Here is a 24432-nt window from a genome sequence, read left to right as displayed (position 1 = left end):
GGAAATTCAACAATGGAACCCGTAATGAGCGATAGATTCGATAAGTCCCGTTTGCCGAGCCGGCATGTTAGCGTTGGTCCGGAGCGCGCCCCCCAGCGCAGCTATTATTATGCGATGGGAATGACAGAAGAGGATATCGCCAAGCCCTTCGTCGGCATTGCCTCGGCGGGCAATGACAGCGCTCCCTGCAACACCTTGCTCGACGCGCAAGCCGATATCGCCCGTGAAGGCGTAATCGAAGCCGGTGGAACGCCGCGGCGGTTCAACACCATTACCGTTACCGATGGTATCGCCATGGGCCATCAGGGCATGAAAGCCTCGCTGGTTTCCCGCGAGGTCATTGCCGATAGCGTCGAGCTGAGCGTTCGCGGCCACTGCTACGATGCGGTTATCGGCTATGCCGGCTGCGACAAGAGTTTGCCCGGCATGATGATGGCGATGCTGCGGCTCAACGTGCCGTCGATCTTCGTCTACGGCGGTTCGATTCTTCCAGGGCGGTTCCATGATCATGATGTCACCGTCGTCGACGTATTTGAAGCGGTCGGCCAGCATAGCGCAGGCAATTGCCCGTTGCAGGAGCTTATCGAACTCGAGAAAGTCGCTTGCCCGGGTCACGGCGCTTGCGGTGGCCAGTTTACCGCCAATACGATGGCCTGTGTGGCCGAAGCGATTGGCCTGTCGCTCCCGAACAGCAATATGGCGCCAGCGCCCTATGAAACCCGTGACGATATGGCGCGAGCTGCTGGTCGCCAGATCATGAACCTGATCGAACTCAACCTGCGACCACGTGATATTTGCACCAGAGACGCATTCATCAACGCGGCCCGCGTAGTCGCCGCTACCGGTGGCTCGACCAACGCCGCCTTGCATTTGCCAGCCATGGCCAGCGAAGCCGGTATCGAATTCGATCTGTTCGACGTTGCCGAGATATTCAAAACCACGCCCTATCTCGCCGATCTCAAGCCGGGCGGAAAATATGTCGCCAGGGATATGCATGATGCAGGCGGCGTATACATGCTGATGAAGACGATGATGGATAACGACCTGATCAACGGCGACTGCATTACGGTCACTGGCAAGACACTGGGCGAGAATATCGATGAGGTCGTCTGGAACCCAGACCAGAAGGTCATTTATGACGTCCAGCACGCAATCACCGCAACCGGCGGTGTTGTTGGTCTGAGAGGCTCGCTGGCACCAGAGGGTGCGATTGTCAAAGTGGCCGGAATGGCTCGTCTGCAATTTCGCGGACCGGCTCAGGTATTTGAATGCGAGGAAGATGCCTTTGCTGCGGTCAAGCAACGCGAGATCAAGGAAGGCTCGGTAGTCGTTATCCGCAATGAAGGGCCGAAAGGCGGTCCGGGCATGCGTGAAATGCTGGCGACGACAGCTGCGCTATACGGTCAGGGTATGGGAGAGAAAGTCGCGCTGATTACCGACGGCCGTTTCTCGGGAGCAACCCGTGGTTTCTGTATCGGTCATGTCGGACCGGAAGCCGCCGCTGGTGGACCGATCGGACTGATCGAAGAGGGCGATATGATCAATATCGATGCTGAAGCGGGGATCATCGATCTGGAAGTGGACGAAGCGGTGCTCGCCGAGCGCCGGACAAAATTTGTCCAGCGCGAAACCGATTATGGTTCTGGCTCCCTGTGGCGTTATGCCCAGAATGTCGGTCCTGCATATCAAGGCGCAGTAACCCATCCCGGAGCGAAAGCGGAAAAGCATGTCTATGCGGATATCTAGTGTCATCGCCTTGACCCTGTTGCTAGCCGCTTGTGACAACAAGCCGGACAATGGTGTGCTTGCCGAAGCAGAGCAGCGCGCAGGCAATCAGGCGGGCGATGATGGCAAGATTGAATGCGCGATCAACGGTGACAGCGACTTTACCCGCGGTTGCTTCACGGAACGGTTGAGCGGCGAGGGCGGCGTGACGATGATCATCCGCCATCCCGACGGGGGGTTTCGCCGGTTCAATGTGCTGACCGACGGTCGCGGGCTGGAAGCTGCTGACGGTTTCGACAAGGCCAAGATTTCGATCGTCGAGGATGGCCAGATTCTGGTAAGCGTTGGTCCCGACAAATATCTGTTGCCGGCGCAAATCAAAGCCAGCGCCAACTCCGAAGCAACTCCCGATACCATTCCGGCCGCTGGCGAAGAACCGGCACAAGCCGGAAACTAGAGGCATAATTGCTCAATCACGGGAACATCTTGACCGCCGCAGAAATGCAGTCAGCGGAACAGATGCTGATCGACGGCGGGGTTTCTGTTGATGAATTGATGCGCCGGGCCGGGCAGGGCGCTGCTCAGATGATCTGGCGCATTTCTGCTGATTTGCCGACATTGATCCTGTGCGGGCCAGGCAATAACGGCGGCGATGGTTATGTCATCGCTCAGTGGTTGCTTGAAAAAGGCGTCGACGTCTGCGTCGTTGCACCCCTCGAACCGAAGACTGAGGCTGCGCGTTATGCAAAGTCACAGTGGCGCGGCAAAACCCTGTCTCTGGCCGATGCCAGACCCGCAGCACAATTTGTTGATTGCCTCTTTGGAACGGGATTGACCCGCGCTGTCGGACAGGACTGGTTCCACCATTTCGAGCGCCTGTTTGCAGAAGCAAAACGGCGGATCGCAATCGATCTGCCGAGCGGGGTCGAATCCGATTCTGGAATATGTTTCAACGAGCTTCCGCCATTCGATATCACCATAGCGCTGGGCGCATTTAAACCATCCCATTATCTCGAACCGGCGCGGAGCATCATGGGTGATCTGGTCGGGATAGATATCGGCATCATGGCCGAAAGCCAGCTTTCAATATTGCCGAAACCCGGGCTTTCCGGGCCAAGCTCGCAAGATCATAAATATAGCCGCGGTCTGGTCGCGGTCGTGGCGGGCGCGATGACCGGCGCTGCAAAACTGACCGCAATGGCGGCCCAGAAATCAGGCGCTGGCTATGTCAAAATCTTTGCGGCTCCCGGTTTCGAAACGCCGCACCCGAGTATCGTGGTCGAGACGGTGCGAGACGTGGCCGATCTGCAACAAAAACTTTCCGACCGTCGTATTTCCGCCATTGTCCTCGGCCCCGGTCTGGGTCGGGATGATCAGGCGAAAGATCTGTTAAACACCGCATTAGCGACGGATGCACCGCTTGTGCTGGATGCCGATGCGCTCACCGTTGCCGGACCGCAATTTGCCGATCTTGTGAGCGCGCGCTCTGCCGAGACCATCGCAACACCCCACGCGGGCGAATTTTCCTCACTGATGACGGACGCACTGCAATATCGAATCGATGACTGCCGCAAGCTTGCCCGTGAGGCGAAATGCAGCATTTTGTTAAAAGGCTCCGATACGGTTGTCGTCGGCCCAGACGGCAAAGCTTCGATCTCCGCTCAATCCTGTCCATGGCTGTCTACCGCAGGGACCGGGGATATATTGGCCGGGATCATCGCAAGTCGCTTGGCAAGCGGCGTGAGTGGCTATAGGGCAGCGTGCGGGGGCCAATGGCTGCACAGCAGGGCGGCACATCTGGCTGGCCCCGCTTTCACACCGGAAATGCTGATCGATCAGCTCCCCGCCACTCTGCAGGAATGTTTATGACCGAGACTCCCGATCCCGACCTGATCATTCGTGTCGCCGCCAAGGGTGACGGTGTGACCTCCGATGGCCGCCATGTCGCATTTTCCGCTCCGCTGGATCGTTTGAATGACGAAGGTGGCCTGATCAAGGGACCGCATCATGTCGACGCTCCTTGCCAGCATTTCCAGTCCTGTGGCGGCTGCAGCCTGCAACAGCTGGATGCGGAGAGCTATATCCAGTTTCTCACCGACCGTGTGGCCTACGCGCTGGAAGGGCAAGGATTGCAGGCCGAACTAATGCATCCGCCCCAGATATCCCAACCCAAAACCCGGATCCGTGCCAGCTTGCGCGCAGCTAAACTCGGGGATCAATTCAAGCTCGGATTCAGCGGCGCCGGTAGTCACCGGATCATTGATCTCAAACAATGCGAAATCATGGTTCCGGAGATGTTCGATCTGCTCGCGCCGTTGCGGACGTTTCTGAAGAACGCATCTCGCCGCAAACATGATATGAATATCGAAATGACGCTGGTCGATCAGGGTATCGACTTGCTGATCAGCAATTACGAGCCAGAGGGGCTCGAGCAACGTGAAGCCCTGTCAGATTTTGCCAAGGCCAATGGCCTGGCGCGTCTTTCGGTGGATGGTGGCTATGGCCCCGAGACCCAATGGGAACCGGAGCCGGTGACCGTCACGCTCAACGGCACCGCGGTAAACTTTCCTCATAGCGGTTTCCTGCAACCAACCCATGATGGGCAAAAAGTCCTGATCGCCGCGATGCTGGAAGCCGTCGGCGATGCTAAGCTTATTGCCGACCTGTTTGCCGGACTGGGCACTTTCACCTTCGCGCTCGGTGCGGACAAGAAAGTCTATGCCGCAGAAGGCGCCCGCGACGCGATTGGCTCGCTGAAGCTGGCGGCCAATCACTCTACCCGCCAGATATTCTGCGAGCATCGCGATCTGTTCCGGCGCCCGCTCAGCGTCGAGGAACTGAACCGTTTCGACGCCGTCATTCTCGATCCGCCGCGCGCCGGTGCGCGAGAGCAGATCCTGCAACTGGCTCAATCGGACGTCGCAAAAATCTGCTACATCAGCTGCAATCCGGCGAGCTTTGCCAGAGATGCCAAACAGTTGTGCGACGCCGGCTACAAGCTTGAACAGGTCTGGCCGGTCGGGCAATTCCTGTGGTCGACCCATGTAGAGATCGTTTCAAGCTTCACTCGCTAGTTGCCAATCCTGCTTCCCGGACTAATGGAACACTGCAATGGCGGCATGGATAGCCATGGCGATCAGGCAAAGGCTGGAGAGGACAAAAGCCAGAAACCGGAAGAGCACCCGATTGCTCGTCACCTGAATCAGACTGTGCAGGACGCGCAGGCCGACATAGGCCCAGGCGAGAGTCACATTCAGTCCAGTTCCGACACCTGACAGGATCAAAACGACGCAAATTGCGTAGAAAAGCGTCGGTTCCGCTAATAAATGGTTATAATTATGAGCCTTCCACTGGACCGCGGGCGGTAGCAATTCATCCAGATCACCACCTTTGGTCCCCACCAGATTGGCAGAGTCGATCTTGGCCTTGTTCATCGCCGGGATGCGGGTGACATACATCCATAGCCAGATCAGCATCGTCCACAGGATGAGCGCAACCATCGGTTGCAGCATTAGGTTATTTTCCATCATAAAATCTTCCCTTAAACTGTTGTGAACTCAGAAAAGTGTGGCCCACAGGGCGTTGATCGCCATGACCAGCAGGCAAATCGTCGAGGCTATGAAAAGCAGAAAGCGGACATTGACCAGATTGACCGTCGCTTGCCAGATGCTGTGAATGATCCGGATGATGACATAGCCCCACGCGAGGTAGAGATTCATGCCATGGCCAGCCCCGGCGATCGCCAATATGGCGACAGTGGCGTAAAACAGCGTCGGCTGCTCCATCAGATGAGTATAATTGTGGGATTTCCAGTTGACCTTGTCGGGTATTACGCCTTCAAGATCGCTCCCGCGGCCACCGGGCGGGGCCTTGGCAAGGTCCGCTCCTGATTTTGCCATGGCTGGAAATCTTGTTCCCGCCATCCAAAGTAACATGATCAGCGACCACAGGACGAGCACCGCAGCGGGTGCTAAAATAGCAATATCCATGATTCTTGTTCTCCCAAAACCGGGGAGAAACTGCTTCAAGTGTAACCGATTGTCAAATGCAACCTAGTTTGCGGGTCAGATGCTCGGAAACGACACCACATTGTCGCGATCGGAGCGATCCAGATTATCGCCGACATACAAGCTCGCCATGGGTTCGTCGGTGACATCATATTCTTCGCTGCTGCCATAGCCGTTAAACTTCGTCCGCATCGCCGAACCATAAGCGCCGATCATGCCGATTTCGATATAGTCATCGGCTTTGATGCTGTCGGGCAGGGCAAACGGACCCGCCATGAAATCCATGTCATCACAGGTCGGGCCATAAAAACTGAACCCGGTAGTGGCTTCGTTCTCCATCTCAACGCCAACCTGGCGAACCGGAAAACGCCAGCCAATATGGGCGGCATCGAACAAGGTGCCGTAAGCACCGTCGTTTATGAACAGCTCGTTGCCGCGGCGTCGTTCGACCTTGACCACCAGCGAACTATATTCGGCCGACAGGGCGCGGCCCGGCTCGCACCACAGTTCAGCGGAATAGCTGATAGGCAAATCCTCGAACGTGCGGTCGATGGCAGTGAAATAGTGATTGAGCGAAACCGGCTCGAGATCGGGGTAGATCGAAGGAAAACCACCGCCGACATTGACGATGTCGACAGTCACCGACGCGCCGACAATGGCGGTGCGCACCCGTTCCAGAGCATGGACATAGGCGAGCGGCGTCATCGCCTGGCTGCCGACGTGGAAGCAGATGCCGAGGCAATCGGCCCGCTGCCGCGCGCGCTGGAGCAATTCGGCCGATTCATCGACGTCGATGCCAAATTTCGAAGCAAGGCTGATCTCGGCAAATTCCGAAGCAACCCGAATCCGGACGCACAGCGTCAGGTCTTCGGCAAGCTCGGTTCCCAGTTCGATTTTTTCCAGCTCTTCGAGACTGTCGAGCGAGAAAATCCGCACACCATGTTCCCGATAGGCTTCGCGGATCGATGCAAGCTGTTTCACCGGGTTCATGTAGCACAGCGTCGCCTCGGGCAAGGCTGCGCGTACGGTGCGCACTTCGTCGATCGATGCGACGTCAAAATGGGTTACGCCTTCCTGCCACAGCAATTGCAGCAATGATGGCGAAGGATTAGCTTTGACCGCATAAAGCGATTTGCCGGGAAACTGATCGACAAAATAACGCGCGGCACGGCGCGCTGCATGCGGCCGATTCAACAAAACTGGAATATCTGGGCTTAGAGCCTTCGTCAGCTCCTCAGCGTCATGGAAAATGTGCAACTCAAGGGACCCCCTTATAGGCTAAGATCGATTGAGCTGCCTTGCGGATACGCAAGCGGCCATGGGGCAGCAAGGCGCGGATATATGGCCGCTTTCCTGTTCTGTAAAGTCCTGCGTTGAGAGAAAATGTAGCAATTGGTCAATTTTCTAGCTCAACCGGTCCTGAAATGCCGTCCAATCGAAGGTTTTGACACATTTTAGCGCGTCGCTTTCACTGTTCCAGAGCCAGATTGACGGCAGAGGAACGCCATTAAATGTATTGGTCTTGACCATCGAATAATGGGCCTGGTCAAGAAAAGCGATACGCTGACCGACATGCGGCTCATCGGGCAGAATATAATCCCCGATAACGTCTCCGGCCAGGCAACTCGGCCCGCCGAGTCGGATAACGTCTCCTTCGGGCTGTTCTCCAAGCATCGCAGGTCGATAGGGCGCTTCGATTACGTCCGGCATATGACAGGTCGCGGAAATATCGGTGATCCCGACCGGCATGCCATTGTCGAAGACATCCAGTATCTCGCCGACCAATATGCCGGCATCAAGCGCCACAGCTTCACCGGGCTCCAGATAAATGTCGCACCCGGACTTTGCTCTCAGGTCCTTCAGAAATCCGACCAGTGCCTCGCGGTCATAATCATCGCGGGTGATATGGTGGCCGCCGCCGAGGTTGATCCATTGGAGATCACCATAATGCGGCGCGATTATCGGCTCGATCTTCGCCCAGGTCCGCTCGAGTGCATCGAAACCCTGCTCGCAGAGATTGTGGCAGTGGATGCCGGACAGATGGCGGAAATGATCTGGCTCCAATTGGCTGATCGGGAAACCCAGCCGACTGTGGGGCTGGCTGGGGTCATATTTTTCCGTTTCGCCCAGTGCGATTTCCGGGTTGATTCTTAAACCTAATTCACAAGTATCGAAGATATTATTTTGATTATATTCGGTTATCCAGCGCTCTAAATGGGCAGGATTGTTGAAGGTGATATGCTCGGAAATCTGGCACAGCTCTGCCAAATCCTCTGCTTTGTAGGCAGGAGAATAGGTGCTGATGGGGCCGCGATAATGTTGCTTGGCAAGCCGCGCTTCCCATAGGCCCGAAGCACAATAGCCGTCGAGATATTCGTCGATCAGGGGCGCTAGCGACCACATCGAAAAAGCTTTGAGTGCTAGTAAAACCTTGGCTCCGGAACGCCTTTTGACGTCTGCCAGAATCTCCAGATTTCGACGCACAGCCACCTCGTCGACCACAAATGCCGGCGAGGGGACCCGGTTCAAATCAAAATGCGCAAACGCGCCGGGATCGCCAGCCTTGGTCTCCATATTAAAAGGGCAAAGGTCCTTCCAACTCTTCCAGTGTCCATGACAGGCCATGGTGGTTGAGCATCTCCATAAACGGATCCGGATCGAACTGCTCCATGTTGAAAACACCCTTTCCGCGCCACTCTCCCGACACCATCATCGCAGCGCCGATCATGGCAGGAACGCCGGTTGTATAGCTAACGCCCTGATTGCCGGTTTCTTCGAATGCCGCCTCATGACTGCAAATATTCTTGACGTAAAGGGTCTGCTGGACGCCGTTTTTCTCGCCCGTTGCGATCACGCCGATATTGGTATTGCCCTTGGTCGTTTCGCCTAGGCTTGCTGGCTCTGGCAGCACCGCTTTCAGAAATTGCAATGGGATGATTTCGCGGCCTTCGTACATCACCGGATCAATCCGGGTCATGCCGACATTCTGCAACACCTGAAGGTGGGTGAGATAGGCGTCGCCAAAGGTCATCCAGAAGCGGATCCGCTGGATTTCCGGGAGATGGGTCTTCAGCGATTCGATTTCCTCATGATACATCTGATACATGTTTTTCGGGCCGACCGCTTCAAAGTCGAAGGTTTGCTTGTGGGTTAGCGGTGGTCCTTCGACCCATTCGCCATCTTCCCAGTGACGCGAATTGGCGGTGACTTCCCGGATATTGATCTCGGGGTTGAAATTGGTCGCAAAATGCTGGCCATGATCGCCGCCATTGCAGTCGAGAATATCGATGGTGTCGATCCGGTCGAAATGATGTTTTTTCAACCAGCAGGTGAAGACGCTGGTGACGCCCGGATCAAAGCCGGAGCCGAGCAGGGCCATGATTCCGGCCGCCTTGAACCGCTCGTGATAATCCCACTGCCATTTATATTCGAATTTTGCTTCATCGCGCGGTTCGTAATTGGCGGTATCGAGATAATCGGTCTTGGTTGCCAGGCAGGCATCCATGATCGGCAGGTCCTGATAAGGCAGGGCAAGATTGACCACCAGAACCGGCTTTTCCCGCTCAATCAGCGCCGTAAGCGCCGGCACGTCATCGGCGTCAATCTGCGCTGTCGCGATGTTCAGGCCGATGCGCTGCTTGACCGATTCGGCAATTGAGTCGCATTTCGACAACGTCCGACTGGCCAAGATTATCTCGGTAAAGGGTCCGCTGCCCGCTGCGATCAGCTGAGCCATCTTGTGTACTGCCACCGAACTGACGCCGCCTGCGCCAATCACCAATATTTTACCCATGAATTCCACTCTAAATGCTGGAGAAATGTGAAACCCGCATATAGGAAGAGATCATGACAGAGCAATACCTGATGAGCCCGGATCGCCAACCGTCCCTGGCCGGCGTTGAAAGAGCAGCAAAGAAAATCGCGGCCATCCTGCCTGCCACCCCGTTGTTACCTCTCGAAGTCGACGGCACGACCATCTGGTGCAAAGCCGAGTGTCTGCAACCGATTGGCGCGTTCAAAATTCGAGGTGGCTGGCACCGTTTGACCGACCTGACTGAAGATCAGCAAAAACACGGCGTGGTCGCCTTCTCGAGCGGCAATCACGCACAGGGTGTTGCCTGGGCAGCGCGCAAGCTGGGGGTGCATGCGACCATCATCATGCCGGAGGACGCGCCTCAGGCAAAACTGGACAATACCAGGGCGTTGGGTGCTGAAATCATAACCTATGACCGGATGAGCGGTTCTCGCGAACAATTGGCCGCTGATTTTGCGGCACAGACCGGAGCGGTCGTTGTTCCCAGCTTTGACGATCCGTGGGTCGTCGAAGGGCAGGGCAGTTGCGGGCTGGAGATCCGGGAACAGATGCTGGCACGAACCGGATCTGAGCCCGATCAACTTGTCGTCTGTTGCGGTGGTGGCGGACTGGCAAGCGGAACCGCTCTGGCCAACCCCGATGCAAATATCGTGGTCGTCGAACCGGAAGGCTGGGACGATATGAAGCGTTCGCTGGAACTCGGGACCATTGTACCCGTGGAACAGGATCCTCCTGCGACCGAATGCGATGCGCTACAGACGCTAATGGTTTCGCCAATCACATTTGGTATATTGCGGGATCGCAATGCCACGGGCTTTGCCGTTACGCGGGATGAGGTGCATCATGCGATGCGCGTTGCGTTCGAGAAATTGCATCTGGTTGTCGAACCGGGCGGCGCGGTTGCGTTGGCTGCGATATTGGCCGGCAAGGTGAAGCTAACGGATCACACGGCGATCACGCTTTCCGGAGGCAATGTTGATCGTCAGTTGTTCGCGAAAATTATCGCCGCCAACTAGGCTGCGATTGCCAGTTCCAGATCCATACGGCCCCAAATTTCGACCAAGGCCTGCGCCAAATCTTTCATCATAGCTTCGGTATGAGCCGGGCCGGGCGTGAACCGCAGCCGTTCGGTACCGCGTGGCACCGTAGGATAGTTGATCGGCTGCACATAGACGCCATATTCGGCTAGCAAAATATCGCTGATTTTCTTGGCTTTGATTGGATCACCAACCAGCAGCGGCACGATATGGGTCGAAGAATCCATCAACGGTAGTCCTGCCTCCGTGAACAAATCCTTGAGCCTCTGGGCCGAGGCCTGCTGGCCGTCGCGCTCCGCGCTGGATTGCTTGAGGTGGCGGATACTCGCCAGTGCGCCGGCAACCAATACCGGTGACAGGCTGGTCGTGAAAATGAAGCCGGGCGCATAGGAGCGGATCACGTCGACAATTTTCTGGTCGGCCGTGATATAGCCGCCCATAACGCCAACCGCCTTGGCCAGCGTGCCTTCAATGACGGTAATGCGCTCAGCAGCCTTATCGCGCTCGGAGATACCGCCACCGCGCTCGCCGTACATGCCGACAGCATGGACTTCGTCGCAATAGGTCAGCGCGTTATATTTGTCAGCCAGATCGCAAATCGCGTGCAACGGGGCGATATCGCCATCCATCGAATAGATGCTTTCGAACGCGATCAGCTTTGGCACTTCCGGGTCTTCAGTAGCCAGCAATTCTTCCAGATGTTCCAGATCGTTGTGGCGGAAAACCCGTTTTTCGCAGCCGCTATTCTTTATTCCTGCAATCATCGACGCATGGTTCAGTTCGTCGGAAAAGATAATGCATCCCGGCAGGATTTTGGTGAGCGTCGACAGCGTTGCTTCGTTAGACACATAGCCGGAGGTGAACAGCAGTGCGCCGGATTTATTATGCCAGTCGGCCAGTTCCCGCTCTAGCTGGATGTGATAATGGGTGTTGCCGCCAATATTGCGGGTGCCGCCAGAACCGGCGCCGACATTGTGCAAAGCCTCTTCCATTGCAACGATGACATCGGGATGTTGGCCCATCGCAAGATAATCATTCGAGCACCATACGGTAACCGGTTGCGGTCCGTTGTGATGCGCGAAACAGCGGGCATTTGGAAAAGAACCCTTGTTCCGTAAAATGTCGATGAATACCCGATAGCGTCCCTCGGCGTGCAGCCGGTCAATCGCTTGCGAAAAAATCTTGTCGTAATCCACTGTTTACAAAATCCTGATTCAAATTTGTTCTTGCGGTCGTCGTGAATTGGCCCTTAGCGGCCTTTTCTTAGAATTTCCAGCGCAAACCATTCGCAATAAGATATGTTCGCCATAGGCTTAGAGTATTTCGAACCGCTTCATACCATATTTCTCGATCGCCGGTCGATAGGGTTCGATGTCAGAAATATCTCCGGTGGTAACAAATATTCCATCGCGAGTGTCGCTCGGCCAAGGGGTTCCGCTTGTGAGATAGGCGATCCGCCGGGCGATGCCCTGCGCGCCGTCGATAAACTCAGTCGGCCTATGCGCCGCCTCTGACAATTCGTTGCGCAACAGCGGAAAGTGGGTGCAGGCAAGAATGACCGTGTCTATTTTCTCGCCTTCGGCTTGATCGGTCAGGCCTGCCATCGCCTCTTTGATAACTCGAGGGTCCGGTGTTTCTCCGCGCAATTTGGCTTCTGCGGCATAGACGAGATCGGGCGCGGCATGGCGGAGCAATGTCTTGTCCGAAGCAAAATCGGCAGCAAGCCGGTCGACATATGGCTGCCGGATGGTTGCCCTTGTACCCAGAAGGCCGATCACGCCGGTTTTGGTCAGCATACTGGCGGGCTTGATAGCCGGTACCGTTCCGACCACCGGAATATTCAGCGCCGATCGGACATGATCAAGGGCGATTGTCGAAGCCGTGTTGCAGGCGATGGTTACTAAAATGGGTTTGTAGCGCTCGACGAGTCGGCCGAGTAGCGCCGGAACCCGCGCCGCCAGCTCCGCCTCGGATTTCATCCCATAAGGCAGTCCGGCATAGTCTGCAGCATAGACAATCGGCGCATGAGGCAGCAGGTCTATCGTTTCGCGCAAAACCGAAAGCCCGCCGACGCCGGAGTCGAAAAACAGCAGGGGAGGGCATTCAGCATTCGGTGTTTCGGTCATGCTTTTGCCCATAGCCAATAATGCGTCGCAACGGCAACCGCTTCGGTTCGTCTGACAAGCGTTTGGCCTTAACCGTTTTTTACCATGAATTACTTGCCGAAGATCAACACAGAATATAGCGCGAACGCGACAAGGGGTAATTTCAGTGCAGTCTATGTGGATAGAACCATTATTGGCGTTGTTGTCCGGCTATTTGCTGGGATCCATTCCGTTCGGCGTTTTGCTTACCCGGGCGACGGGCGGCGGTGATCTGCGCAAAACGGGATCCGGCAATATCGGTGCAACCAATGTTTTGCGCTCCGGCAACAAGGGGCTCGCCGCCCTGACCCTGTTGCTTGATATCGGCAAGGGATATGCTGCGGTCTATCTTGCCCTTCAGATTTTCGATGGATTGGGTGTGCTGGCCGGCCTTGGAGCCTTCCTTGGTCATCTCTACCCGGTCTGGCTCAGGTTTAACGGCGGCAAGGGGGTTGCGACGTTGCTCGGTATTGTCGCTGCCCTGATTCCCACCGCAGGGTTGATATTTGCGGTCACATGGCTTGGTTCACTTGCGCTTTGGCGCTATTCGTCTGTGAGCGGAATGCTTGCGGCCATTTCAGTACCGATAGCGGCCTTTGTCTTGGGAGAATATGCCATGATGCCCATGTTCATCGGTCTGGCTTTGCTGGTTCTGTGGAAACACCGCTCCAATATCGAGCGGTTGATCGCAGGCGAAGAACCGAAGGTCGGAGCATCAAAAAAGGCTTGAAGTGAATGGGGAAAAGCCAGGAAGCGTTTGACCGACTTCGGCTTATCCGATCCGAGAATATCGGACCTGTTACCTATCAGCAGATGATCAGAAGATTTGGGTCTGCAGCGCGAGCGCTGGAGGCCATTCCCGACATGGCCAAACGAGGTGGCGGGCGGACTCCGAGAATTGCCGACCCGAAGCAGATCGACGCCGAGATTAACGCTGCGCGCGATCTCGGCGCCCGGTTTCTTTTTCTCGATGATCCTGAATATCCGGCTTTGTTGGCGGAGCTTAGCAACCCGCCACCGACTTTGCTCTGGCAAGGTCGATTGGAACTTCTGGAACAGCCGACGGTCGCGATTGTCGGTGCGCGAAACGCATCAGCGGCTGCTTGTCGTTTCGCTAGTGATCTGGCCAATAGCCTGGCCGAGGCGGGCGTCTCTATTGTGTCAGGGCTGGCAAAGGGCATTGATACCGCTGCGCATCGAGGTTCGCTGGGGAAGGCGACTATTGCCGTAATCGCGGGTGGATTGGATGTCTTCTATCCGCCAGAGAATGAAGAACTGCAGCGCAATATCGCTGAGCGTGGTCTTTTGCTGGCAGAGCAGCCCCCGGGAACGGAGCCCCGCGCCAGACATTTCCCCTATCGCAACCGGATCATCGCCGGATTGTCGAGAGGCACGGTGATTATCGAAGCCGCGCCGCGTTCCGGTTCGCTGATCACGGCGAGACTGGCGGCGGAAGCCGGACGACAAGTCATGGCCATTCCCGGTTCACCGCTGGACCCTCGCTCCAGGGGCTGCAACATGCTGATCCGTGAAGGCGCAACTCTGGTCCAGTCGGCCGACGATGTTCTGGAATTGGTTCGTCATTTTGATGATAGGGCGGAATCAACACTGCGCAGCGAGGAAGTGGGGAACAATTGTAAATTCTCGCATATTCAAGAATCTGGTGATTTGGACGTGAGTGATTTGGATCGAGAACCACTCCTGAACTTGCTCAGCGCCACGCCGGTGGCTGTCGATGAATTGATCAGACAATCCGGTCTATCTCCTGCATCCGTGCAGTTCGCGCTGCTCGAACTGGAACTGGCCGGACGGCTCGACCGCCATGCCGGTGCCCGGGTGAGCCGGTTAAGCTGACCGCTCCCCGACCGGCTAATTTGTCATCGCCATTGACAAAAAACTTCAATCAGGGCCTTGACCTAGACCCAATCCCTGTCACAGCCTCGCGCGTATACGTGAGAACAAAGAAAATCGGAACATATGCAGCTAGTAATTGTCGAGTCACCCGCCAAAGCCAAAACCATTGAAAAATATCTGGGATCGGATTTCAAGGTATTGGCGTCTTATGGTCATATTCGTGACCTGCCGCCGAAGGATGGTTCGGTCGATCCGGACGATGGCTTCTCCATGACCTGGCAGAACTATCCCGACAAAGCCAAGCAGCTTAAAGAGATCACGGCTGAATCGAAAAAAGCCACGCGACTAATTCTCGCGACCGACCCTGACCGTGAAGGGGAAGCGATCAGCTGGCATGTTCAGGAAGTGCTGCGTAACAAGAAGGCCCTTCCCGACAAGGTCGACCGGGTGACATTCAACGCGATTACCAAGGCAGCCGTGACCGAGGCCATGACCCGTCCCCGCGCGCTGGACGAGGATCTGATCGACGCCTATCGCGCCCGCCGCGCACTCGACTATCTGGTCGGATTTACTCTGTCGCCCGTATTGTGGCGCAAGCTTCCGGGCGCGAAATCCGCGGGCCGCGTACAGTCTGTTTCGCTCCGGCTGATCGTCGAGCGGGAACGCGAAATCGAGATATTCAAACCGCAGGAATATTGGTCGGTCACCGCACAAATGGAGCAGGGGGGGCAGGCTTTTGAAGCCCGGCTGACAATCCATGATGGCAAGAAGCTCGGCAAGATGGATCTGGCCAACGAAGATCAGGCGATGCTGGCCAAGACCGCAGTTGAAAACGGCTTGTTCACCATTGAAACGATCGAAACCAAGCCGCTGACCCGCAACCCGCCGCCGCCGTTCACGACGTCGACCTTGCAACAGGAAGCAGCCCGTAAACTTGGCTATTCCGCCAGTCATACCATGCGGATTGCCCAGCAGCTTTATGAAGATGGTGCGATCACCTATATGCGTACCGATGGTGTGCAAATGGACGGCAGCGCTATTTCGGAAGCGCGCAAGGCGATCTCGGATCGCTATGACGCAAGCTATGTTCCGGACAGTCCGCGAATCTATAAATCCAAGGCAAAAAATGCGCAGGAAGCGCATGAAGCCATTCGTCCCACCAGCTTTACCAAGAAAACCGTTGGCAGCGGCGATCATGCAAAACTCTATGATCTTGTCCTGAAACGGGCAATGGCCAGCCAGATGGCGTCCGCCCGGCTCGAACGCACCACCGTCGAGATGCTCGATGGTACCGGTAAAACTGGTCTGAGAGCAAACGGTCAGGTCGTGAAATTCCCCGGCTTCCTTGCGCTTTACGAAGAAGGTCGCGACGACGACAAGGATGAAGATGGTGGCTTGTTGCCGGCGATGTCCAAGGGTGACAGTCCGGCGAAGAAATCCGTCGACGCGTCCCAGCATTTCACCCAGCCTCCGCCTCGCTACAGCGAAGCCAGTCTGGTCAAGAAGATGGAAGAACTGGGGATTGGACGGCCTTCAACCTATGCATCGATCATCAAGACGCTGAAAGATCGCGCCTATGTCCGGATCGAGAAGAACCGGTTCTTCGCAGAGGAAAGCGGCCGCTTGCTGACCGGATTTCTCGAACGGTTTTTCGACCGTTACGTAGCCTATGATTACACCTCCGCGCTCGAAGACGAGCTGGATGAAGTCAGTGGTGGTCGTGCGCAGTGGCAGGCCATTCTTGAGGCCTTCTGGCATGATTTCAAGCCAAAGACCGTCGAAGTGATGGAGAAAATGCCGTCAGAAGTGACAGCTGAACTCGACATATTTCTTGGTGACTATCTATTCCCTGAAAAGGAGGATGGCAGCGATCCGCGCCTGTGTCCACGTTGCAGCGAAGGCAAATTGGCTTTGCGTGGCGGACGGTTCGGCGCATTCGTGGCTTGCTCCAATTATCCGGAATGCAAGTTCACCCGGCGCTTTGCGCAGGGCGGCGGCGCAAATGCTGACGAGGATGAAGGTCCGCAGGAACTGGGCGTTGATCCCGACAGCGATGAAAAGATCACCAAGAAAGTTGGACGTTTCGGACCTTATGTGGAAAAAGGCGAGGGCAAAGAGGCCAAACGCTCTTCGATCCCCAAGGATATCCCGGCCGAAGACTTCGGGCTCGAATGGGCTGTGAAACTTCTGTCTCTGCCACGCGAAGTCGGGATCCATCCCGAAACCAGCGAGCCGGTGACAGCGCAAATCGGCCGCTACGGCCCTTACCTTAGCCACAATGGCAAATCGGCGCGGCTAGAGAATACGTTGGAAGTTTTCGAAATCGGCATGAATGCAGCGGTCGCCAAATTGGCGGATGCCGCGAAAAACGGCGGCGGTCGAGGCCGTGGCAAGATGGAGCCGCTCAAGATCATGGGCAAGCATCCGCGCACCGAGGAAGAAATCAAGCTGATGGATGGTCGCTTTGGTCCTTACGTGACCGACGGCACCACCAATGCTTCCTTGCCCAAGACGGTCGACAAGGACCAGCTGACTTTGGAAGAGGCGGCTCAGCTTATCGACGACCGCGCGGCCAAGGGTCCGGCAAAGAAGCGGGCCAAGAAAGCGGCACCGAAGAAAAAGGCGGCTCCGAAAAAGAAACCGGCAGCCAAGAAAAAGCCAGCTGCGAAAAAACCGGCGGCGAAAAAGAAGCCTGCGGCCAAGAAAGCCCCGGTAAAAGCTGAGACGGAATAGGCTGGAAGACTTGGTCCGGCTCGCAATGGGCCGGGCCAGTCCTTCGCTATCCTCAACCACTGTTCGGCTGCCGAATTGTTGGCTGGGCCAGATTAGGCCGCGATCTCCAAGCGATTGCGCCCGCCATTTTTGGCAACGTAGAGCGCGTTATCGGCCATCAACAGCATTTCCTTCAGGTCACGGCATTCCGAGTTTTGCGCTAACCCAGCGCTAATGGTCACTCCGACGCCGGGATCGGACGAGCGGGCATTCATTATCGCGAGGCGTAATGTCTCGACCTGAGCTTCGGCCTCGGCAATAGAGATGTCGGGCATCACCACGAGGAATTCTTCGCCGCCCATGCGGCCGATCAGCTGGTTCTTGCCCGTATTTCGCTTGGCTACCCTGCCAATCATCCGGAGGATTTCGTCACCGACGGCATGACCGAATTGATCATTGACCAATTTGAATTTGTCGACGTCGAAAATCGCAATCGAGAGAAGCTTGTTTTGCGATCGGGCCAGTTCGAAGGCTTTCTCACTCTCTTCCAGAATATGGCGTCTCGAGGACAGGCCGGTCAGTTCATCCAGAGCGAGCAAACGCACTTTTTGCAGCTTTGCCGCCTCCGCTTTTTGACGGTCTTTTTCGGCCATGATCCGGAGCAGCTTTTCGGTTTCGATGATCTTGTCGACCTTGCGCTGGCTGTCTGCCAATAGCGACGCAACAGGCAGGGCCAACATGAGCTGGCTGGCAATATAGGCCTGCAGAACGAATATCTTGATGATGTTGCTGGCATCCAGTCCTGCAATAGGACCGAAGCCTGAAATGGTAAAAAACTCGGCCACAATAGCGACGATCAACGTCGACATCATCCCACCTAGCGGTCCGAAGCGGAACACGGCAATGAACACCGGAATCGCTGTGAGAAACAGCAGCGGAATGACTGCTTGCACGAGGGCCATCGCCGACACCAAAAATACCAGCAGGAGCACGCCTATGAATTCGAGGCGCCTGTTTTTTGGCCAGGTATATTTCTCGATACCGGTCAACGTCGCATGAAGAATATTGAAACAAGGCAGGAAAATCAGCAAACCGAGCAGGTCTGATCCAAACCAGGATATCCAGTTGTTGCCGAGTTCGCCCGTGCTGCCAAGGGAGGCGGTGGTTGCCGAAACGGAACTCACAAATACCGCAATCCCGACGAATTTTACCAATTGAATCGGATTATAGAGACCCGTTTTGGGCAAGCCCAGCTTCGAGATGATGTGAAATGCCAGTATCGCTTCCAGCACATTTGAAGCAGAGAAGAAGATCGATGTTTGTAACGGAAATCCCGATACGAGATTGACCGCGGTGCTCGCCAGTAAAACGCTTGTACAGTAGAATAGATGCTCTTTTCGCGGAAACACCATCAACATGAACACAAGACTGGCATTGGCAGACCACAGAGCCGCAAAGCCCCCTGTGTGGTTTGATGCTCCGATTACGACTAGCGAATTGACGCAAAACACCGCCGCAACGAAAGCCGCGCGTACGATAATATGCCTGATGCCGGTAAAATCTGAAGTCTGGTGCTGCAAGTTCATTCCCAAAACGGAACGGAATTCGTCCGAGCAGCCAGCCATCGTCACAATAGGCTAATTTATCACTAACATTACCATTGTTTACAAGTTTCCTGCGATCTCGCTAGCCAATCGTTAGCGTTGCATGATGCTTCGGAATTTCTTCCGTCTTGGTCGGACTTTAAATTCGGGCCTACTTGACCCAGTCCAGCCCCATGTCCTGATACAGGCTTCTGTCTTCGTCCCAGTTGGCGCTGACTTTGACGTGGAGATAAAGATGGACAGGTTTGCCCAATATTGCTGATAGTTCCGCGCGCGCTTTTGCGCCGATTTCTTTGATCTGGTGGCCGCCCTTGCCGAGAATGATCGCTTTCTGGCTGGCCTTCTCGACCAGAATTTGCTGGTGAACCTCAAGCGATCCGTCGGGCCGTTCTTTATATTGCTCCATCGCAATGGCGGTGGCGTATGGCAGTTCGGCATGCAATTGCCGGAACACCTGCTCGCGAGTGATTTCCGCGGCAAGGATACGCTCGCTGGCATCAGAAACCTGATCGGCAGGGAAATGCCAAGGGCCTTCGGGCATCGCGTTGACCAGATAGGATCGCAGTTCTTCCAGCCCGTCACCGGTTTTGGCGCTGACAAAAAATGTTTCGTCAAAATCGGCCAGTTCGTGAAGCTTGACGACATGGCCGAGCATCTTGTCTTTGGCGGCAATATCGACCTTGTTCATGACAAGGATTGTCTTTTCTGACCGGTGCTTGATCCGTTCGACAATCGAGGTGACCTTTGTCCCGAGCCCGGCTCGTGAATCGACCAGCATCACGATAATATCGGCATCTTCGGCACCTTCCCAGGCGGCGGAAACCATCGCCCGGTCAAGCCGGCGATGCGGTTCGAATATGCCCGGAGTATCAACCAGCAGAAGCTGGGTCTCGGCTTCAAGCGCAATGCCGAGCAGCCGCGTCCGCGTGGTTTGCGGTTTGGAACTGGTGATTGCCACCTTCTGTCCGACCAAGGCATTGATGAGGGTTGATTTGCCCGCGTTGGGCGCGCCAATCAAGGCTACGACGCCGCATTTTTTTGTCATGTGAATTTTTCCAGAAATTTCTTTGCTGCTTCGGTTTCGGCAGCCTGAATAGCAGAAGCGGTGGCAGTTACCTCGCCGATATTGCGAACACTCAGCTTGACGGTAAATTTTAGATCGTGATGAGGGCCGTTTTTGTCGATCAGTTCATATTCGGGAATCTTGCGATTATTGGCTGCGGCCCACTCTTGCAGAGCAGACTTTGGATGTCTGATGTCAGCGACTGTTGCCGAAACCCGCCCATCCCAGTGGCGGAGTATGAAGCTACGGGCAGCCTCCATCCCATGGTCGAGATAGACCGCGCCGATCAGGGATTCCATCACGTCGCCCAGAACCTTGATGCTTTGCCGCGCACCGTCATCCCGCGCCTGTTTCCCGAGCAGGATATGATCGCCGACACCGATATGTTTGGCGACTTCGCCGCACACCGGACCGGACACCAGCCCGTTGAGGCGCTGTGACAATTGTCCTTCAGGCTCTTCGGGGAACTGATGGTAAAGATGGTCTGCTATGACGAGCCCCAAAATCCGGTCTCCGAGAAACTCCATCCGTTGATAGTCTTTGTGTCCGTGGCTGCCGTGGGTCGCGGCCCGGACATAGAGTTCCGGTGTCACAGGTTGCTCATCGGTGATCTTGGCAATCCAGTCGAGAAAGTCAGGACGGTTCAAAAGCCTTCTCCGATCCGTTCCCAGCGAGCGGCCGTGAACCATGTCCAAGGCTTGATCCACTCAGCCGAGCCATCTGTCGAGAATACCGAGACCCACGCCCGGCCGACAAGATTTGCTTGCGGTACCATCCCGATAGCATGACCGTCTACTGCGGGAAAGCGGCTGTCAGCGCTGCGGTCGCGATTGTCACCCATCAGAAACATATGGCCATCAGGCACCACGAAAGCTTCCGTACTATCGCCTTCGGAATCTTCGTAAATGTCCAAGATGCGATAGCTCACGCCGTTGGGGAGAGTTTCCTGGAATTGCGGATAGCGGCAGATCCTAGAGCCGTTGCTGCCCGGCGATTCAAACTCGTCGCGGTAACAAGGACTGTTGGGCGTGACGGGATGTTCGAAATCCTCGACCTGTTTCCGCTCGACCTCGGTTCCGTTTATCGAGACAACGCCCTTGGTGACTTGAACAATGTCGCCCGAGAGAGCGATTACCCGTTTGATATAGTCCTCCCGCGCGGTGGGCGGGGCTTTGAACACCACAACATCGCCGGGCGTTGGTGCATTGGGCAAAACCCGCCCGGGGAAAAGCGATATATCGAACGGCAGGCTGTAGTTGGAGAAGCCATAAGGCCATTTAGCCACCAGCAGATAATCGCCGACGACCAGCCGCGGCTGCATCGATTCCGAAGGAATATTGAATGGCGAGATGATGAAACTGCGCAATATCAGAATGAATAAGGCAAGTTTTACAAGGAACGCGACAAAGTCCCGCGTTTCGGATCGTTCTGCTTTATCTCGCGCCATGGCGCCCCTTCGCCGACATTGGCGGTGGCGTCAAGAATTCTTGCATTCTCTTGCTCTGCGCTATTTTCAACTTGAGACAGGTCGGTTCGACCGATAGGGCAGAGGCGCTTAACCGGTGCGCGCAATTCAGACCCAAAAGATCGGAAGATTGAATGACTTCAGAACAGTGGCAGACGATCAAGGCACTCCCCAGGATTCCGCTCTCCAGTCTCTTCGAGCAGGACTCCAACCGGACCGCCAGCCTCGGATTGGAGCAGGCGGGAATCTATTTTGATTTTTCGAAAACCCATCTCGATGATGCGGTGGTGAAAGCCTTTCACAAGCTCGCCGAAGATATGGATCTGGCTGGCAAAGTGAATGCTTTGCTGAACGGAGAACCGATCAATATCAGCGAAGGCAGGGCGGCGGAACATAGCGCCGAGCGGGGGACGGGAAATCCGGCGAGCGTCGACAATGCCAATATGCTGCACCAGCGCATGAAAAGCCTGATTGAAGTCATTGAAACCGGTGTGCTCGGTGATTTTACCCAGATCATCCATCTCGGCATTGGCGGATCGGCGCTGGGCCCGAAAATGCTTCATCAGGCGCTCAAACTCGGTGACGAGAAATATGAACTTGCTGTTGTTTCCAATATCGATGGCGCCGCGCTCGAGCCCGTGCTGGAGCGCTTCACTGCCGCCAAGACGCTGCTGGTGATCGCGTCCAAGACATTCACCACCGCGGAAACGTTGCTCAACGCGCATGCTGTGCTCGACTGGATGCGGGAAGACGGCGTTGCTGATCCGCTCGGGCAGGTTGTGGCCTTGACGGCTGCACCGGAACAGGCAGTGGAATGGGGCGTCGATGAAACCCGCATATTGCCATTTTCCGAGACGGTCGGCGGTCGCTATTCTCTATGGTCCTCGATCAGCTTCAGCCTCGCGCTGGCGCTGGGATATGAAGTGTTCGAAGATATGCTCGCCGGCGCTGCCGTGATGGACCAGCATTTTCGCGACGCTCCCTGGGCGCAGAATATTCCAGTGATCGCCGCCTTTGCCGATCAATATTATGCGCAGGTTCGCGGATGCGAAACCCGGGCTGTATTTGCCTATGACGAGCGCCTGGGCCTGCTTCCGGACTATCTTCAGCAGCTCGAAATGGAGAGCAACGGCAAATCCGTGACATTGGATGGCGAGCCGCTGGAATTGCAATCGAGCCCGATCGTCTGGGGCGGTGTCGGCACAGATGCCCAACATGCCGTGTTTCAGCTGCTCCATCAGGGCAGCCATCTCGTGCCGGTAGAGTTTCTTGCGGTCATCGAGCCGGGCCATTCATTAGGCCCCGCTCACCATCACGGCCTGTTGCTCAACTGCTTTGCGCAAGGCGCAGCATTGATGGCGGGCAAAAAATCCGATGACAGTCATCGAAATTATCAGGGTGACAGGCCATCGGTCACCATATTAATGGAAGACTTGGAAGCACGTTCACTGGGCGCACTGCTGGCTTTTTACGAGCATCGCACTTTTGTGAACGCGGCTTTGCTGAATATCAATCCGTTCGATCAATTTGGCGTGGAGCTTGGGAAGCAGATGGCGAATGCACTGGCCGCTGACGATGGTAACCAATTGGACGCTTCGACCGAAATACTAAAAAAGCGGGCTTTCGGACCCGGGCAATAAGGAAATTTAAATGGCTGAATATGATTATGACCTGTTCGTTATCGGTGCAGGTTCCGGAGGAACGCGCGCGGCGCGGATTTCGGCGTCTTATGGCGCGAAGGTCGCGGTTGCCGAGGAATATCGGGTCGGTGGAACCTGCGTTATCCGTGGTTGTGTACCCAAGAAATTGCTGGTGTACGGTTCGCATTTTTCCGAAGAACTGGAAGACGGCAAGAATTTTGGCTGGACCTGGGAAAATGCCAAATTCGACTGGCCAACGATGCGCGACCATATTCTCAAGGACGTCGACCGGCTGAACAATGCTTATACCGATACTTTGAAAAATCACGGTGTCGAGATCCTTCTCGAACGTGCCGAACTGACCGGGCCGCATGAAATCAAGCTGGCCAGCGGCAAGACCGTGACCGCGAAATATATTCTGATCGCCGTCGGCGCATGGCCCGCAGTGGCCGATTTCCCGGGCAGCGAACATATGTCGACCTCGAACGAAATGTTCCATCTCGAGAAACTGCCGGAAACCGTCATCATTGCGGGCGGCGGGTATATTGCCAACGAATTTGCCGGAATTTTCAATGGTCTAGGCAGCGATGTCACCGTCGTAAACCGGTCCGACATCATCCTGCGTGGCTATGATGAAAGCGTGCGCGACCGTCTGATCCAGATCTCGCTCGCCAAGGGCATCAGCTTCAAGTTCAACTGCGCGTTCGACAAGATCGAAAAGCGGGACGACGGCGCTCTGGATGTCTATATGGATGGCAAGAGCGCGCCGATCCGCGCAGACGTGGTTCTGGCAGCAACCGGTCGTCGGCCGAAGATTGAGGGCCTCGGCCTTGAAAATGCCGGTGTCGAGATCAACGACAAGAATGCGATCATTGTCGACGAATATAGCCAAACCAATGTCGAGAATATCTACGCCGTCGGCGATGTTACCGATCGTGTCCAGTTGACCCCGATCGCGATTCGTGAAGGGCAGGCTTTTGCGGATACCGTATTTGGAGATAACCCGCGCACAGTAGATTATGACAATATCCCGTCAGCAGTGTTTTCACAGCCACCGATTGCATCGGTCGGCCTGACCGAAAGCGAAGCGCGCGAACAATATGGCAATATCAAGGTCTATTCGTCCGATTTCCGGGCGATGCGCAATGTGTTTGCCGACCGGCCAGAGCGCAGTCTGTACAAGATGATCGTCGAGCATCCGACCGAGAAAATTCTCGGGCTTCACATGATCGGCCCTGACGCGCCGGAGATATTGCAGGCAGCGGCGATTGCGGTCAAAGCGGGGCTGACCAAGCAAGCGTTTGACGATACCGTGGCTTTGCACCCCAGCATGGCCGAGGAATTGGTGCTGTTCAAATAAACTTACC

Annotated in this window: 21 protein-coding genes; 10 read left to right on the top strand and 11 right to left on the bottom strand. The window is 55.7% G+C overall.

Annotation, left to right across the window (positions count from 1 at the left end; translation table 11 throughout):
• Nucleotides 1–24: 24 nt before the first annotated feature.
• Genes ilvD through V7680_RS02765 form a run of 4 tightly spaced genes read left to right on the top strand, consistent with a single transcriptional unit; the run spans nt 25 to nt 4799 of the window.
• On the top strand, nt 25–1746 hold the full coding sequence (gene ilvD / locus V7680_RS02780) for a dihydroxy-acid dehydratase (RefSeq protein ID WP_335651765.1): 1722 nt from the start codon (nt 25–27) through the stop codon (nt 1744–1746).
• Nucleotides 1733–2182: a hypothetical protein gene (locus V7680_RS02775; protein WP_335651764.1), complete on the top strand. Its 450-nt coding sequence runs from the start codon at nt 1733–1735 to the stop codon at nt 2180–2182. Before ilvD ends, V7680_RS02775 begins: the two co-directional genes overlap by 14 nt.
• A gap of 29 nt (nt 2183–2211) precedes the next feature.
• Nucleotides 2212–3594, top strand: a complete 1383-nt coding sequence (locus tag V7680_RS02770) for an NAD(P)H-hydrate dehydratase (RefSeq protein ID WP_335651763.1) — start codon at nt 2212–2214, stop codon at nt 3592–3594.
• Nucleotides 3591–4799, top strand: coding sequence for a class I SAM-dependent RNA methyltransferase (locus tag V7680_RS02765; RefSeq protein ID WP_335651762.1), 1209 nt, complete (start codon nt 3591–3593; stop codon nt 4797–4799). Before V7680_RS02770 ends, V7680_RS02765 begins: the two co-directional genes overlap by 4 nt.
• A gap of 21 nt (nt 4800–4820) precedes the next feature.
• Here the strand turns inward: V7680_RS02765 and V7680_RS02760 are convergent, their stop codons facing one another.
• The 5 genes from V7680_RS02760 to V7680_RS02740 form a co-directional block, all read right to left on the bottom strand.
• Nucleotides 4821–5252, bottom strand: coding sequence for an MAPEG family protein (locus tag V7680_RS02760; RefSeq protein ID WP_335651817.1), 432 nt, complete (start codon nt 5250–5252; stop codon nt 4821–4823).
• Nucleotides 5253–5282: 30 nt separating this feature from the next.
• Nucleotides 5283–5714 carry an MAPEG family protein gene (locus V7680_RS02755; protein WP_335651761.1) on the bottom strand — a complete coding sequence of 144 codons (432 nt, stop codon included), beginning with the start codon at nt 5712–5714 and terminating at the stop codon, nt 5283–5285.
• Nucleotides 5715–5789: 75 nt separating this feature from the next.
• On the bottom strand, nt 5790–6989 hold the full coding sequence (locus tag V7680_RS02750; protein ID WP_335651760.1) for a type III PLP-dependent enzyme: 1200 nt from the start codon (nt 6987–6989) through the stop codon (nt 5790–5792).
• A 147-nt stretch (nt 6990–7136) separates the two neighbouring features.
• Entirely contained in the window at nt 7137–8306 is a 1170-nt protein-coding gene (locus V7680_RS02745; protein ID WP_335651759.1) for a carboxynorspermidine decarboxylase, read from the bottom strand.
• A 1-nt stretch (nt 8307) separates the two neighbouring features.
• Nucleotides 8308–9525, bottom strand: coding sequence for a saccharopine dehydrogenase family protein (locus tag V7680_RS02740; protein WP_335651758.1), 1218 nt, complete (start codon nt 9523–9525; stop codon nt 8308–8310).
• Nucleotides 9526–9578: 53 nt separating this feature from the next.
• On the opposite strand from V7680_RS02740, the gene V7680_RS02735 reads away from it, so the two are divergent.
• On the top strand, nt 9579–10562 hold the full coding sequence (locus V7680_RS02735) for a threonine ammonia-lyase (protein WP_335651757.1): 984 nt from the start codon (nt 9579–9581) through the stop codon (nt 10560–10562).
• Here the strand turns inward: V7680_RS02735 and hemA are convergent.
• Nucleotides 10559–11779, bottom strand: coding sequence for a 5-aminolevulinate synthase (gene hemA, locus V7680_RS02730; RefSeq protein WP_335651756.1), 1221 nt, complete (start codon nt 11777–11779; stop codon nt 10559–10561). The two genes, V7680_RS02735 and hemA, sit on opposite strands and share 4 nt — an antisense overlap.
• Nucleotides 11780–11896: 117 nt before the next feature.
• Nucleotides 11897–12709: a glutamate racemase gene (murI, locus tag V7680_RS02725; RefSeq protein WP_335651755.1), complete on the bottom strand. Its 813-nt coding sequence runs from the start codon at nt 12707–12709 to the stop codon at nt 11897–11899.
• 154 nt (nt 12710–12863) lie between these two features.
• Here murI and plsY point away from each other — a divergent pair, with 154 nt between their 5' ends.
• The 3 genes from plsY to topA all read left to right on the top strand — a co-directional run bounded on the left by plsY (nt 12864) and on the right by topA (nt 17314).
• Entirely contained in the window at nt 12864–13457 is a 594-nt protein-coding gene (gene plsY / locus V7680_RS02720) for a glycerol-3-phosphate 1-O-acyltransferase PlsY (RefSeq protein ID WP_335651816.1), read from the top strand.
• A gap of 5 nt (nt 13458–13462) precedes the next feature.
• Nucleotides 13463–14581: a DNA-processing protein DprA gene (gene dprA, locus V7680_RS02715; RefSeq protein WP_335651754.1), complete on the top strand. Its 1119-nt coding sequence runs from the start codon at nt 13463–13465 to the stop codon at nt 14579–14581.
• Between the two features lie 123 nt (nt 14582–14704).
• The gene (gene topA / locus V7680_RS02710) at nt 14705–17314 is read left to right on the top strand and encodes a type I DNA topoisomerase (RefSeq protein WP_335651753.1); all 2610 of its coding nucleotides are present in this window, start codon (nt 14705–14707) and stop codon (nt 17312–17314) included.
• 92 nt (nt 17315–17406) lie between these two features.
• On the opposite strand, the gene V7680_RS02705 is transcribed toward topA, so the two are convergent.
• From V7680_RS02705 to lepB, 4 genes are all read right to left on the bottom strand, one after another.
• Nucleotides 17407–18873: a sensor domain-containing diguanylate cyclase gene (locus V7680_RS02705; protein WP_335651752.1), complete on the bottom strand. Its 1467-nt coding sequence runs from the start codon at nt 18871–18873 to the stop codon at nt 17407–17409.
• A 175-nt stretch (nt 18874–19048) separates the two neighbouring features.
• Nucleotides 19049–19942, bottom strand: a complete 894-nt coding sequence (gene era / locus V7680_RS02700; RefSeq protein WP_335651751.1) for a GTPase Era — start codon at nt 19940–19942, stop codon at nt 19049–19051.
• Nucleotides 19939–20607, bottom strand: a complete 669-nt coding sequence (gene rnc, locus V7680_RS02695) for a ribonuclease III (RefSeq protein ID WP_335651750.1) — start codon at nt 20605–20607, stop codon at nt 19939–19941. The genes era and rnc overlap by 4 nt, the downstream gene beginning before the upstream one ends.
• Nucleotides 20604–21407 carry a signal peptidase I gene (gene lepB, locus V7680_RS02690; protein ID WP_335651749.1) on the bottom strand — a complete coding sequence of 268 codons (804 nt, stop codon included), beginning with the start codon at nt 21405–21407 and terminating at the stop codon, nt 20604–20606. The genes rnc and lepB overlap by 4 nt, the downstream gene beginning before the upstream one ends.
• Nucleotides 21408–21559: 152 nt before the next feature.
• Between lepB and pgi the strand changes: the two genes are divergently transcribed.
• Together pgi and gor are read left to right on the top strand one after the other, a co-directional pair.
• Nucleotides 21560–23065 (top strand): glucose-6-phosphate isomerase, encoded by a 1506-nt coding sequence (gene pgi / locus V7680_RS02685; protein WP_335651748.1) that lies wholly within the window; start codon nt 21560–21562, stop codon nt 23063–23065.
• Between the two features lie 10 nt (nt 23066–23075).
• Nucleotides 23076–24425, top strand: coding sequence for a glutathione-disulfide reductase (gene gor, locus V7680_RS02680; protein WP_335651747.1), 1350 nt, complete (start codon nt 23076–23078; stop codon nt 24423–24425).
• Nucleotides 24426–24432 lie beyond the last annotated feature (7 nt).

It is taken from the genome of Parasphingorhabdus sp., from assembly GCF_036963705.1.
GTDB lineage: Bacteria > Pseudomonadota > Alphaproteobacteria > Sphingomonadales > Sphingomonadaceae > Parasphingorhabdus.
Note: the sequence above shows the minus strand (reverse complement) of the source record. Positions and strands in the feature narration are given on the sequence as shown.